At 70.9% G+C, this 12,081-nt stretch carries 13 protein-coding genes, 2 tRNA genes and 1 riboswitch; of the genes, 9 read left to right on the top strand and 6 right to left on the bottom strand.

The window, feature by feature from the left end:
- A partial coding sequence (locus tag VFW79_RS02495; protein WP_329675731.1) for a beta-ketoacyl-[acyl-carrier-protein] synthase family protein occupies positions 1-619 on the top strand: 619 nt, incomplete at its 5' end.
- Positions 620-675: 56 nt separating this feature from the next.
- On the opposite strand, the gene VFW79_RS02490 is transcribed toward VFW79_RS02495, so the two are convergent.
- Together VFW79_RS02490 and def are read right to left on the bottom strand one after the other, a co-directional pair.
- Entirely contained in the window at positions 676-1,176 is a 501-nt protein-coding gene (locus VFW79_RS02490) for a DUF3145 domain-containing protein (RefSeq protein WP_329675730.1), read from the bottom strand.
- A 153-nt stretch (positions 1,177-1,329) separates the two neighbouring features.
- Positions 1,330-1,815: a peptide deformylase gene (def, locus tag VFW79_RS02485; protein ID WP_329675729.1), complete on the bottom strand. Its 486-nt coding sequence runs from the start codon at positions 1,813-1,815 to the stop codon at positions 1,330-1,332.
- Positions 1,816-1,973: 158 nt separating this feature from the next.
- On the opposite strand from def, the gene VFW79_RS02480 reads away from it, so the two are divergent.
- The 3 genes from VFW79_RS02480 to VFW79_RS02470 all read left to right on the top strand — a co-directional run bounded on the left by VFW79_RS02480 (position 1,974) and on the right by VFW79_RS02470 (position 5,573).
- Complete coding sequence (locus VFW79_RS02480; RefSeq protein WP_329675728.1) at positions 1,974-2,735, top strand: ATP-binding cassette domain-containing protein; 762 nt, start codon at positions 1,974-1,976, stop codon at positions 2,733-2,735.
- A gap of 72 nt (positions 2,736-2,807) precedes the next feature.
- The gene (locus VFW79_RS02475) at positions 2,808-4,943 is read left to right on the top strand and encodes a YhgE/Pip domain-containing protein (protein WP_329675727.1); all 2,136 of its coding nucleotides are present in this window, start codon (positions 2,808-2,810) and stop codon (positions 4,941-4,943) included.
- Between the two features lie 12 nt (positions 4,944-4,955).
- The gene (locus tag VFW79_RS02470; protein ID WP_329675726.1) at positions 4,956-5,573 is read left to right on the top strand and encodes a TetR/AcrR family transcriptional regulator; all 618 of its coding nucleotides are present in this window, start codon (positions 4,956-4,958) and stop codon (positions 5,571-5,573) included.
- An 88-nt stretch (positions 5,574-5,661) separates the two neighbouring features.
- Here VFW79_RS02470 and VFW79_RS02465 read toward each other — a convergent pair whose 3' ends face one another.
- Positions 5,662-5,892 (bottom strand): BldC family transcriptional regulator, encoded by a 231-nt coding sequence (locus VFW79_RS02465; RefSeq protein WP_329675725.1) that lies wholly within the window; start codon positions 5,890-5,892, stop codon positions 5,662-5,664.
- A gap of 19 nt (positions 5,893-5,911) precedes the next feature.
- Positions 5,912-5,986, bottom strand: a riboswitch (cyclic di-GMP riboswitch).
- Between the two features lie 189 nt (positions 5,987-6,175).
- Here VFW79_RS02465 and VFW79_RS02460 point away from each other — a divergent pair.
- Positions 6,176-6,388 carry a hypothetical protein gene (locus tag VFW79_RS02460; RefSeq protein WP_329675724.1) on the top strand — a complete coding sequence of 71 codons (213 nt, stop codon included), beginning with the start codon at positions 6,176-6,178 and terminating at the stop codon, positions 6,386-6,388.
- A gap of 40 nt (positions 6,389-6,428) precedes the next feature.
- On the opposite strand, the gene VFW79_RS02455 is transcribed toward VFW79_RS02460, so the two are convergent.
- Together VFW79_RS02455 and VFW79_RS02450 are read right to left on the bottom strand one after the other, a co-directional pair.
- Positions 6,429-6,917 carry an excalibur calcium-binding domain-containing protein gene (locus tag VFW79_RS02455; protein WP_329675723.1) on the bottom strand — a complete coding sequence of 163 codons (489 nt, stop codon included), beginning with the start codon at positions 6,915-6,917 and terminating at the stop codon, positions 6,429-6,431.
- 188 nt (positions 6,918-7,105) lie between these two features.
- Positions 7,106-7,179: transfer RNA gene (locus VFW79_RS02450), tRNA-Ile, on the bottom strand.
- Positions 7,180-7,260: 81 nt separating this feature from the next.
- On the opposite strand from VFW79_RS02450, the gene VFW79_RS02445 reads away from it, so the two are divergent.
- From VFW79_RS02445 to VFW79_RS02430, 4 genes are all read left to right on the top strand, one after another.
- Positions 7,261-7,773 (top strand): hypothetical protein, encoded by a 513-nt coding sequence (locus VFW79_RS02445; RefSeq protein ID WP_329675722.1) that lies wholly within the window; start codon positions 7,261-7,263, stop codon positions 7,771-7,773.
- A gap of 48 nt (positions 7,774-7,821) precedes the next feature.
- Positions 7,822-7,897 (top strand) — tRNA-Asn (locus VFW79_RS02440).
- 414 nt (positions 7,898-8,311) lie between these two features.
- Positions 8,312-8,653: an S-adenosylmethionine decarboxylase gene (locus VFW79_RS02435; RefSeq protein ID WP_329675721.1), complete on the top strand. Its 342-nt coding sequence runs from the start codon at positions 8,312-8,314 to the stop codon at positions 8,651-8,653.
- On the top strand, positions 8,653-9,408 hold the full coding sequence (locus VFW79_RS02430; RefSeq protein WP_329675720.1) for a hypothetical protein: 756 nt from the start codon (positions 8,653-8,655) through the stop codon (positions 9,406-9,408). Before VFW79_RS02435 ends, VFW79_RS02430 begins: the two co-directional genes overlap by 1 nt.
- A gap of 17 nt (positions 9,409-9,425) precedes the next feature.
- Here VFW79_RS02430 and VFW79_RS02425 read toward each other — a convergent pair whose 3' ends face one another.
- Entirely contained in the window at positions 9,426-11,711 is a 2,286-nt protein-coding gene (locus VFW79_RS02425) for a putative bifunctional diguanylate cyclase/phosphodiesterase (RefSeq protein ID WP_329675719.1), read from the bottom strand.
- Positions 11,712-12,081: the final 370 nt, after the last annotated feature.

The following is a 12,081-nucleotide window of genomic DNA, read 5'->3' as shown; positions in this document are numbered from 1 at the left end:
GTCGACGCGCAACGACGACCCGGCGCGCGCGTCGCGGCCCTACGACGTGCACCGGGACGGCTTCGTCCTCGGCGAGGGTGCCGGGATCGTGGTCCTCGAGTCCGCCGAGCACGCGGCTGCACGTGGCGCCCACGTGTACGCACGGCTGGCCGGTGTCGGGCTCAGCTCCGACGGCTACCACATCACGTCCCCCGACCCTGCCGGCCGCGGTCAGGTGGCGGCGATGCGCTCGGCCCTGACCGATGCCCGGCTGACGGCCTCGGACATCGTGCACGTCAACGCGCACGCGACCTCCACGGTCGTCGGCGACCTGATCGAGGCACGTGCGGTGCGCGAGGTGCTCGGGGCGGCCGCTGACCAGGTCGTGCTGTCGGCCACCAAGTCGATGACCGGCCACCTCCTCGGGGGCGCGGGTGCGCTCGAGACGATCTTCACGGTGCTCGCACTCGCCGACCGGTCGGCGCCGCCCACCATCAACGTGACCGATCCCGACCCGGAGCTCGTGCTGGACCTCGTGCGGGACACACCCCGCGCGCTGCGCACCGGTCCGATCGCGGCGATCAACAACTCGTTCGGGTTCGGGGGCCACAACGTGGCCCTGGTCGTCGCCAGCGCATGACGTGCCGGGTCGGCTGACCCCGACGGGTCAGCCGACGCGCCGTTCGCCGAGCTGGTTCAGCCGACGCGGTGCAGCCACCGGACCGGTGCGCCCGCGCCCGCGTACCGGAACGACTCGAGCTCGTCGTCCCAGGCCTGACCGAGGGCGAGGTCGAGTTCCGTCCTCAGCCGCGCCGGGTCGGCCGCGTGCTCGAGGGCAGCGCGGATACGGTCCTCGGGCACGACGATGTTGCCGTGCACGTCCGTCTGGGCGTGGAAGATGCCGAGCTCAGGAGTGTGGCTCCAACGCGAACCGTCGGTCCCGTGGCTGGCTTCCTCGGTGACCTCGTAGCGCAGGTGGGTCCAGCCGCGCAGCGACGATGCGAGGCGCGCACCTGTCCCCTGAGCGCCCTGCCACGAGTACTCCGCGCGGTACATGCCAGGCGCGGCCGGCTGCGCCGTCCAGTCCAGGGACACGCGCGCGCCCAGCACGTTGCCTGCCGCCCACTCGAGGTGGGGGCACAGCGCACGAGGCGCTGAGTGCACGAAAAGTACACCGCGGGTGATTGCACCAGCCATGTCGCCCTCCTTGACGGTTCGAGGTTCGTCTTCCCCAACGACCTCAGTCCGACTACGGGAGGATCACACGGTGTCGCGGCGTGCTGGGGACAGCATGCCCGACATCACACCCTCAGCGCCAGCGCCGACGCGCGCGCCTGGCTGATCAGGGCTTCAGAGCTGCTCACGGATCGCGCGCATGGCCTTCTTGCGAACCGAGCGCTCGAGGCGGTCGAGGTACAGGTGACCGTCCAGGTGGTCGACCTCGTGCTGCAGGCAGCGGGCCATGAGCTCGGTGCCCTCGACGACGACCTCCTTGCCGTCGAGGTCCTCACCGACCACTCGCGCGTACCAGGCGCGACGCGTGGGGTACCACAGGCCGGGGACCGACAGGCAGCCCTCGTCACCGTCCTGGTAGTCCTCGGAGAGCTCGACGATCGTCGGGTTGAGCACGTAGCCGACCTCGTCGTCGATGTTCCACGAGAAGGCCCGGAGCCCGACGCCGATCTGGTTCGCGGCGAGACCCGCGCGGCCGTCGTGGTCGACCGTCTCGATCAGGTCGGCGACGAGGGCGCGCACACGGTCGTCGATGGACGTGATCGGGTCGCACGGTGTCCGCAGGACCGGGTCGCCGACCGTACGGATCTCTCTCATCGCCATGGGCGGATTCTTTCATGCGCCGCGCCGCTGCGTTCCGAGGGCCACGCCGAGGCCCGCGGACGCGTGTGAGCGACGGAACACCCGTGCGGTTGGGGTTCAGCATCTCCGAGTCGTAGTCTTTGTACTGACCGGTCAGTTCAGCGACTATCGGAGGACTTGTGTCGCACCTCATCCCCACCCCGCACGTCGAGACGACGGACGAGCCGCAGGGACCCCCCGCGCGGGCGGCCGCTGTGAGCGCCCGCGGGCTCACGCTGCACACGCGTCGGGGCGCCGTCTACGGACCCGTCGACCTCGACGTCCCTGCCGGGGCGCTCGTCGTCGTGCAGGGACCCCAGGGCGGTGGTCGGTCGAGCCTCCTGCTGACGATCGCCGGCCGCATGGTGCCCGACCGCGGATCGATCCTCACCGTGCTGGGAGAGCCGCTGCCGCGCTGTCGTGGGGCCGTCCAGGCCCGCGCCGCCGTCGCCGGCTTCGCGGGCGTCGACGACCTCGACGAGTCGGTCACCGTCGCCGACACCGTCCGCGAGCGCCTCGCGTGGTTGTCGCCGTGGTACCGCCGGGTCGCCCGCGTCGACCAGCGCACCTTCGCCGCGCTTGCCGAGCCGGTCTTCGGCGAGCGACCCCTGCCGCGCGTCGACAGCCTCGTGTGGGACCTCGACGAGGTGGACGCGATGCTCCTGCGCCTCACGCTCGCGATGGCGCAGCACCCCGACCTGATCGTGGTCGACGACGTCGACCAGGTGCACGACTCCGTCCGGCGACAGACCGTCTGGTCCCGGCTCGAGGCGATCGCCGCGACCGGGACAACAGTGATCGCGTCGGTCGCATCGTTCGACGAGGTGGCTCGCATGCGCTGGGACCGTCGGCCCGAGCAGGTCATGCTCGCGACCGGTCCGCACGCTGTGCCCGCCACCTGACCGGCACCCGCCCACCCCCCGCAGCGCTCGGCCGTCCTCGGTCTGCGCACCGAACCGTCTCGAAGGATCACCATGCTCGCCCTCACCTCGACCGGCACCGAGCTGCGCCGGTTCCGCCGCGGACTGCTGCCGAAGCTCGCCGTCGGCGCGATGATCTTCATCCCGCTCCTGTACGGAGCGCTCTACCTGTGGGCGTTCTGGGACCCGACCGGCCACCTGGACCAGCTCCCGGTCGCCCTCGTCGACGCGGACCAGGGGTCGACCCTCGACGGTGTGCCGCTCCATGCCGGCGCCGACGTCTCGACCCGGCTGCTCGACTCGGGTGACCTCGACTGGCACCTGACCGACGCGAAGGACGCCGCCGACGGCGTCGCCAACGGCACGTACTACTTCGCGGTGACCGTGCCCGCAGAGTTCTCGGCCGACATCGTCTCCGCGGGCGGCGGTGACCCCACCAGTGCACAGCTGCTGGTCACGTACAACGACGCCAACTCGTTCCTCGCCTCGACGCTCGGCCGCTCGGCGATGACGCAGGTGCGGGACGCCGTCGCCGCGACCATCGGCGAGCAGGGGGTCGACAAGGTCCTGGTCGGCCTCGGCTCGGCGCGCGACGGCTTCGCCCAGGCGTCCGACGGCGCCCTGACCCTCCGCGCGGCCGGCGGTCAGCTCGCCGACGGTGCGCAGCAGGTGGCTGACGGCGCCACGAGCGCCGCCACCGGCGCCGCGGCGCTCGCCGACGGCTCGAAGCAGCTCGTCTCCGGGACGTCCGCCCTGACGGCAGGTGCCCAGAAGCTCGCAGACGGCGCCGGGGAGCTGTCCGCCGGCGCAGGCGCCACCGCGAGCGGTGCCGCCCAGGTGTCCACGGGGGCCGGGCGCCTCGCCGACGGTGCATCCAGCGCCGCGACCTCGTCCGCGACGCTCGCAGCCGGCGCCGCGCAGGTGGCGACCGGGGTGCACAGCGCGACGGGACAGGTCGACCAGCTCGCGTCCTCGCTGCCCGCGCTGCAGACCGGGCTCGCCTCGATCGGCGCCTACCTCGGTGCGCACGCGGCCGCTGGAGACACGACCGCTGCCCAGCTCCTGACCGGGCTGCAGTCCGCGTCGGCGTCCCTCCCGTCGACCACGACGGTCTCCGCGATGTCGAGCCAGCTCGCCCAGCTCGACACCGGCGCGAGCAAGGTCGCGGCGGGCGCCTCACAGCTGAGCAGCGGACTCGGCACGCTGTCCACCGGCGCGAACGACCTGCGCTCGGGCTCGGCCCAGCTCGCGGCCGGCACCCGATCCGTCGCCGACGGCGCGGGCACGCTGGCGACCGGCGCACAGGCGCTGGTCACCGGCACGTCGCAGCTCGCCCAGGGCACGACGAAGCTCGCCACGGGCGCCTCCGCCCTGGCGACCGGCACGAGCACGTTGGCCGACGGCGCGAGCCAGGTCGCCGACGGGACGGTCCAGCTCGAAGGCGGCGCACAGACGCTCGCCGACGGGCTCGCGACCGGCGCCGCGGCGATCCCCGACGACTCGACCGACCTGCGCACCCAGCGGGCGACGACGCTCTCCTCGCCCGTCGCGCTCACGTCCACGAGCGTGGCCGCCGCCCAAGGGTTCGGCGAGGGCTTCGCGCCGTTCTTCATCCCCCTCGCGCTGTTCGTCGGGTCGCTCATCACGTGGCTCCTGCTACGCCCGCTCCCCTCGCGGGCTCTCGCCACGCCGGCGTCGGGCCGACGTGCGACGCTCGCCGGGTTCCTGCCCGCGATGGTCATCGGCACCGGCCAGGTCGCGGTGATGCTCGCCGTCATCCACTTCGGAGTCGGGCTGCAGATGGCGACCACGGGCGGGACGATCGCGTTCACCCTGCTGATCGTCGCCGCGTTCCTGGCGCTGCAGCAGATGCTGACCGCCGTGATGGGCCCAGCCGCGGGCAAGGTGGCCATCCTCGCTCTGCTGATGCTCCAGCTCGCGTCCTCGGGCGGCACGTACCCGGTCGAGACGACCCCAGCGTTCTTCCAGGCGATCCACCCCCTGCTCCCCATGAGCTACGCGGTCACCGGGCTGCGCGAGGTCATCACCGGCGGGATGGACGCCCGGCTGTGGGGCGCCGTCGCGTACCTCGGTGCTGTGCTCATCGGGTCGCTCGCGATCACGTCGTGGCGCGCGGGCCGGCTGCGCACCTGGAGCCTCGAACGGCTCCACCCGGCGATCAGCATCTGACAGGCTGCCTCCATGACGACCCACGAGACTCCTGACCCGGCACCGGCTCCCCCGCCGGTGCCGGGTGCGCCCGAGTCGCCGCCGCGGCGCGCCACGCGCGGGAGCATCGTCGACGCGGCGGTCGCGCTCATCGCCGACCGCGGGTTCTCCGCGACGTCGGTGGACGACATCGCGGCCGCTGCGGGTGTGGCGAAGGGCAGCATCTACTACAACTTCGGCTCCAAGACAGCGCTGTTCGAGGCAGTCATCGTGGAAGGCGTCGAACGACTGACAGCCGCGCTGCGCGCATCCGTCGTCGGCCTGGACGGGCCCGCGGCCATCGAGGCGCTCGTGACGGAGCTGCTGGTCCAGGTGCAGGCCCACCCCGACTTCGCCAAGCTCGTCGTGGCCGAGGTGTTCCGCACCGGGCGCGACTGGCAGCACTCGATCCGGCAGGTGCGCGAGGAGTCGATGGCAGTCTTCGCCGACGTCGTCCGCGCGACCTGGCCGGATCGCGACCCGTCGCTCACCGCGGCCGCGATCTTCGGGGCGACGCTGGTGGCCGGCCTGGAGTGGCTCGCGTTCCAGCCCCAGCGTCCCGCGGCCGACGTGCGGGCAGCCGTGCTGGCCACGGTGCTGCCGCGCGGCTGACGCGCACGGTGCAGCGCTGCGTGCGAACCCCGGACATGACGACGGGCCCGGGGATCAATCCCCAGGCCCGATGTCATGCTTCAGAGGATCAGCTGTCGGCGCGCTGCTGCGGGACACCCGTGAGGAGCTCGCGCACCTCGGCCTCGTGAAAACGACGGTGCCCACCGAGGGTCCGGACGGCCGAGAGCTTGCCGGCCTGGGCCCAGCGCGTGACCGTCTTGGGGTCGACGCGGAACATCACCGCGACCTCGCCCGGGGTAAGAAGCTGACCCGTGATCGGAGCGGACAGACCGGCGCGGTGCGAAGTGGTGAGAGACATGATGGGATTTCTCCTGTCGTTCGGTAGCTCGGCTGGCCCTTGAGGCCCCGTGGCTTTGCGTCCCCGCCTTGCGGCGGGTTTGCCCTTGTTCGCTGACGTGGACGACTATGCCCGAATACGGACATCCATGCAAGAAACGACCGGGTGAAAACGCACGATTCGTCCGCCCAAACGGGTGAACGGTCAACGACCCCGTCTGGCTGGGGTGACGACGACGCCGCCCGGCGGGCACGGCTGCCCGCGAGCAGTGGCAGGCCTCGGTGCCCCCTGGGATGCTGTGGGTATGGCGAACTTCATGCTGGTGGCACGTGGCGGTGAGTGGGACGGCGAGACGATCGAGGTCGATCACGACCCGCAGCCGGGCGAGACGGTCGCCTTCCCGCAGAAGGACGACCCCAGGACGGGACCACCCGTCGAGGTCGAGTACGTCGTCACTGACGCGGTCGAGACGCTCCCTGGCGGCGAGACCGCGCACGTCATGACGCTGGCAGGGTGACAGAGACGCGGCGAGCGGACGCCGCGCTGGCCCCAGAAGGTCAATGCTCGCAGACGACCCCGTCGCCGTCGCGGTCGTTGTACCACTCGTACTCAGGATCCTTGTCGCGCACATAGTTGCCATAGCCGGCGGCGATCGCTGCTTTGCACGTCGCGAACTCCGGGTCGTTCGTCAACGCGGCAGGTGGCGCCTCGACAACCGCAGCCGGCGCAGGGACGACTGCCGGCGCGGGAGCAGCCGCTGGCACCGGTGTCGCCGCAGGCGATGGTGCGACCGCAGGTGGCGGAGGCTGGGCAGCTGGAAGGTCCGCCGCGGCGGGCGCCTCTGTCGGCGTCGCAACCGGGGCGACCGGGGACAGCGTAGGTGGCATCGGGGATGTGGTCGGCGCCAGCGTCGACGTCGATGTCACGTTGGTCGCGGGTGGGGATGGTTGGTCGGCACCCTGCTTTCCGCAGCCGGGAAGCAGGGTCACGGCGAACATCACCAGCAAGACGGTCACGACCGGACGACCACTGCGCCACGCGCTCATGCTCATGCATCGTCGCCGCGCCCTGCACTCTCGAGCCCGGCAGGCGTACCGCTGGTCGGCCACGCACAACTCCCCCACAGGGAAAGCGTCGAGCGTCAGCTGGAACCGGTGTCAAGCGTCAACCGGAACACGGTCAACCAGCACCGGCACCAACACGTCCAGCATCAGGCGGAGTCAGGCGCGCGCGGTGGGCCAGGTGGGGCTTGAACCCACGACCCACGGATTATGAGTCCGCTGCTCTGACCGACTGAGCTACTGGCCCGCGAGCGACCAGGCTACCGGCACACCCGTCACCGGACGTGCGGTGGCCGGTCCGGCTGCCGTGCCGCAGTACCGTGGAGACGTGCCTCTGTTCTCGCGTCGACCGTCCTTGCCCCCAGCGATCCGCACCCGGCTCGACCTGCCGTCGGGCGACCGCGTGCTGGTGGCGGCCGAGCTGACCGACGGACGGTGGGCTGCCGCGGCACGTCGGGCGCTGTATGTCGCCGGGCCCGATGGTGACGTCGTGCGACGCCCGTGGTCCGACGTCGACCGCGCGAGCCTGGCCCCTGAGACGTCCACCATCACCGTCAGCTGGGTGGACGGCGGCCGTGCCGAGCTCGCTCTCGCCGGGCCGGGCGCCGGCCCGTTCGCCCAGACGCTGCGGGAGCGGGTGCAGTCCTCGGTCGTCCACAGCGAGATCGTGGCGCTCCCGGGCGGGGCCGAAGCGCGGGTCGCCCTGCGCCGCGACGAGGACGGCGGGCTCGTGTCCCAGGTCATCGGCTCGGCAGGCCTCGACCTCGCTGACCCGGCGGTCGCAGCACGGGTCGACGCCGCGGAGGCGAGAGTGCGATCGGCGGCCGGACTGGCCGTCTGAGGCGATTCGGAGCACCTGCGGGCTCCTGCTACAGTTCTTTTCGCGCGATCCCTCGTAGCTCAATTGGCAGAGCATCCGACTGTTAATCGGACGGTTACTGGTTCGAGTCCAGTCGAGGGAGCCAGCATCGATGGCCCCTGACCTGCGGAGACGCCAGGCAGGGGCCTTCGTCTTGCCAGGTCGTGATTAGCCGCGCAATAGACAGGGCTGGGGCTCCACCATCATGGTCAGGCCCGCCGGGGCGGCAGCGCAGCACGGCCCACGCGCCGACGGCGACCATCGCCGCGCCGAGGACGTCGACCGTCGTCGAGTTCGGGCAGCGCGCCCGGGCGGGGGCTCCGACGGCACCGTGGAGCCGTCCTGCGTAGCCTCCTCGGACAGGGCCGCGACTGGTACCCCGTCCGGCCGCGCCGGCCCCGCAGGACGATTACGGTGGAACCCGACACATCCGATCAGGTCACGAACAATGCGGACGCTTCACGCGGGTCCGACATCGTGGCGCCCAGCCCTCGGACCGCGACACCCGACTGGAGACTCCGTGCAGGATCTTGCCCCGACCATCTGCCGACAACGCCTGGTCGTCGAAGGGCTGTGCCCGAAGCCGATCGACGCGGGCTCGATCGCGACCTACCTGTCGCGACTTTCCGCCGTCATCGACATGGTTGCCCTGATGGAACCGGTCACCCACCAGTCACCGCTGTACGGATGGGCCGGGTGGATCCATTGGGAGACCTCCGGTGCCCACTTCTACGCGTGGGACGAGCCCGCAAACTTCTTCAGCGTGGACGTCTACGCCTGCAAGCCCTTCTCGCCACGGGCCGTCGTCGAGCTGACCCGGACGTGGTTCGACGCCACCGAGGTCGTCTTCAAGGAGTTCTGATGCCGCCGATGATCTCGATGCGGTTCGATGTCGATGGTCCCCTGCTCGACTCGGCACGGGACTGCGAGGCCGAGGTGTTCAGGACCGTGTACGGGAACACCCGCGAGCAGCTCGAGAGCGAGTACGGACCGTATGAGGACAACTCCGTGTTCCTGGCGCTCGCGCTGGCCGACACCGTCGTGGGCGCCGTCCGGATGATCAGGCCCGGTGGCCAGGCGGGTCTCAAGACGCTAGCGGACATCGAGCAGGGCCCGTGGTCCGTGGATGGCAGCCGAAGCGCAGCCGCTGCAGGCATCGATCTGGAATCGACGTGGGAGATCGCCACCCTCGGGGTGCGCCGGGGCACGAGCGCCGCCGGCCAGCGCCTCTCCATGGCTCTCTACCACGGCCTCATCGCCGTGGCCCGGGCCAATGCGATGACATCGTTCGTGGCCATCCTCGATGAGCGGGTGCGCAGGATGCTCGCGTCCGTCGGGATCATCACCCGTCCGCTGCCTGGCACGAGCACGGCCCCGTACCTCGGCTCGGCCGCCAGCACGCCGGTATATGCGCACTGCGGCCCGCTTCTGGACCACCAGCGGCGGGAGTTCCCGGACGCCTACCGCCTTGTCACGCTCGGCGTCGGGCTCGACGGTGTCGCGGTGCCCGCACTCGACGCCTTCCGGGTGGGCAGCCGCGCACCGCGACGCACCCCGGCCGACTTCGTCCCGCTCGGCGCGATACCGCTGTCGGCAGCGGCACTCGTTCGACCCTGACCGACCCCGCCACCGACTCAGCGATCGCCGCCCAGTCGAGCCTGCGGCACGATGGCGGTGCGCAGCGCCCAGTCGCGGACCCAAGGATCCACCGCCTGCGCGGGCATGGGTCGACTGATGTGGTAACCCTGCAGGACGTCCACGCCGAGTGGCAGGAGCAGCGCGGCAGCTTGCTGATCCTCGACACCCTCCGCCACGAGGCGGAGCCCCAGCGCGCGGGCCATCTGGGTAGTCGTCCGGACGATCATCTGGCTGCGCTCGTCGGTGGCGATGTCGCTGATGAACGACCGGTCCATCTTCAGCTCTTGGACCGGAAGGTCGCGGAGGTAGGCAAGCGACGAGAATCCGGTCCCGTAGTCGTCGATGGACACCTGCAGCCCGTGGGCGCGCAGCTCGTGCAGCACCATCCGAGCCCGCTCGGGGTCCGAGAGGAACGAGTCCTCGGTGACCTCGACGACCAACCGGTCCGCGGGCAGGTCGGCTCGGTCCAGCATCTCGAACAGCTTGGGCAGGAGCTGGTCACTCATGAGCTCTGCCGGTGCCCAGTTCATTGCGACTCTGAACTCGAACCCAGCCGTGGCCCACCGTCGCGCGTCTGCGATGACCTGGAGCATGACCACCTCGGTCAGCGCCGGCATCAGGCCCGACCGGCGGGCATCCGTGAGGAAGGCGATCGGCGACAGGAGCCCCTCGGTCGGGTGAGACCAGCGGACCAGAGCCTCCATCGCGACGACCTGCCGCGTACGGGCGTCGATCTGTGGCTGGTACCACACGACGAGCTCGTCGGCCATGATGCCGCGACGCAGCTCATCCCCTCGCTGCAGCCGGCGCCGGGCGAAGCCGTCCTGGGACGAGTCGAACAGCAGCACGCCGACGCGGGACGCCTTGGCCTCGTACATGGCGATGTCCGCGCGGCGCAACAGGTCGGCGGACGTGGCCTGCTCGGTGTCGCACGCGGTGATCCCGATCGAGGCGTCCAGGGACAGGTCGATCCCCTCCACACGGAGGGGCGCGCGAACTGCCGAGCGGATCTCGCAGGCGGTCTCGAACAGGCCCAGCGCGTCGTCGTCCGACGAGAGGACCGCGAACTCGTCACCTCCGAGCCGGGCCACCATGGACTTCGCATCGAGCACGGCCCGTATGCGGCGGCCGATGGAGATGAGGACGTCGTCACCCACCGCATGCCCGAGGCTGTCGTTGACGTCCTTGAATCCGTCGATATCAAGCAGCATGATGCCGACCGGACGGCCCTGGCGGAGCTCCTCGTCGCTCGCCGTCATGAGCGCACGACGGTTGGGAAGTCCCGTGAGCTCGTCCGTGAGCGACAGTCGCATCGCCTCGGCCGCGCCGCGTGCCTCCTGCAGCGCCCGCACCAACAGCGCGCCGGCGGATAGCAGGGTCAGGAGCGCGAAGCCCTTGATGACCAGGCCGACGAACCCGGTCAGGTCGAGGACGAGCACGACGACGGCAAGGCCCACTCCGACCACCAGGACGACACCGTGCGGCCGCTGGATCGGGCCAACGGCATCCGAGGGCGGGCGGGCGCACGCCGCGCCGACGATCGCCGCGAAGCTGACACCCCAGATCGCGTCGAGCCCGATGCTCGACGAGTAACGCCCCCCAGACGAGCTGACGATGAAGTTCGAGTCGGCGACTGCGAGCCCGACGAAACCAACGACGAGAGCCGCCGCGGACCGCGAGGGCACGCGCACCCGAAGGGAGAGCTGAGCGAGCGTGATCCCCGCCAGGAGAAGGTTGATCAGCGGGAACAGGACGGCCAGAAGAAGGGCGACGCCACCCTCGGCGAACCTACCCGCGAGGGGGGTGAGCACGGCGAACGCGGCCAGGCACACCGCCGCACCGCACACCACCGCCGCCTCCAGCCAGATCGCCACCGTCGTCGCCGGCAACCTGCGGACATCGAGCAGGAGGAATGCTGCCATCCCGAGGTAGGAGGCGAGGCAGAGGATCTCACCGGGAGCCGGGAATGTGACGACGCCGACGGTCATGGCAGCGCTGACGCTCGCGCTGCCCAAGGCCCACAGCGCGACGGCGCCGGCCAGGAACAGGAGGGCGCCGCGACGGCGCGGGTCCCGCGGTGCGACCAGAACGAGGCGGCCGAGCAGCGAGGCGAAGAACACGGCGAGCGTGACGACCAACGCGGTGCGAACCGGCACGCCGTCGGGCGGTCCCGGCAGGGCCAGGGTCGTGACGGCGCCCACGGCGAGGATGAGCCACGAGCTCGCGGCGAGCCAGCTCGTGCGCGTGCTCAGCCTGCGGCGATTCCATGGCCCGTGGACCACTGCATGCCTCCCGGTGACGGCCAGCACGACATCCTGCCCCCAATCCCGTCCATCTACTCGAAGGTAGCCCCACAACTCAGATCGGACACCGAGTGTGGCCACTTGAGCCTCGATCCACCCGTGAATGTGGTGTTTTGTACGGTTTCTGACGCACGAATGTCCTCTTGAAACCGGGACGGCGGCGTTTCTTGAGCTCGGAGGGAAGCGAGCACACGATCGCCATCAACGACGACGGGGCCGAGATCCTCACGTTGCCGAGGCAGGGGCGATCGTGACCCACGGGATGGGCGTCACGGCAGGACACCGTCGCCGGCGGCACCTCGCCGTGACGTCGTCCCGTCGGCGTGAACGGCACCGGGCCAGGCTCCCT

The organism is Cellulomonas sp., from assembly GCF_036279715.1.
GTDB lineage: Bacteria > Actinomycetota > Actinomycetes > Actinomycetales > Cellulomonadaceae > Cellulomonas_A.
Note: the sequence above shows the minus strand (reverse complement) of the source record. Positions and strands in the feature narration are given on the sequence as shown.

Bases quoted from the DNA above. Each gene is read 5' to 3' on its own strand.
- VFW79_RS02490 (WP_329675730.1), bottom strand. From the start codon at position 1,176: ATGGCTGGTGCAATCACCCGCGGTGTACTTTTCGTGCACTCAGCGCCT.
- def (WP_329675729.1), bottom strand. From the start codon at position 1,815: ATGGCGATGAGAGAGATCCGTACGGTCGGCGACCCGGTCCTGCGGACA.
- VFW79_RS02475 (WP_329675727.1), top strand. From the start codon at position 2,808: ATGCTCGCCCTCACCTCGACCGGCACCGAGCTGCGCCGGTTCCGCCGC.
- VFW79_RS02470 (WP_329675726.1), top strand. From the start codon at position 4,956: ATGACGACCCACGAGACTCCTGACCCGGCACCGGCTCCCCCGCCGGTG.
- VFW79_RS02465 (WP_329675725.1), bottom strand. From the start codon at position 5,892: ATGTCTCTCACCACTTCGCACCGCGCCGGTCTGTCCGCTCCGATCACG.
- VFW79_RS02460 (WP_329675724.1), top strand. From the start codon at position 6,176: ATGGCGAACTTCATGCTGGTGGCACGTGGCGGTGAGTGGGACGGCGAG.
- VFW79_RS02455 (WP_329675723.1), bottom strand. From the start codon at position 6,917: ATGAGCGCGTGGCGCAGTGGTCGTCCGGTCGTGACCGTCTTGCTGGTG.
- VFW79_RS02430 (WP_329675720.1), top strand. From the start codon at position 8,653: ATGCCGCCGATGATCTCGATGCGGTTCGATGTCGATGGTCCCCTGCTC.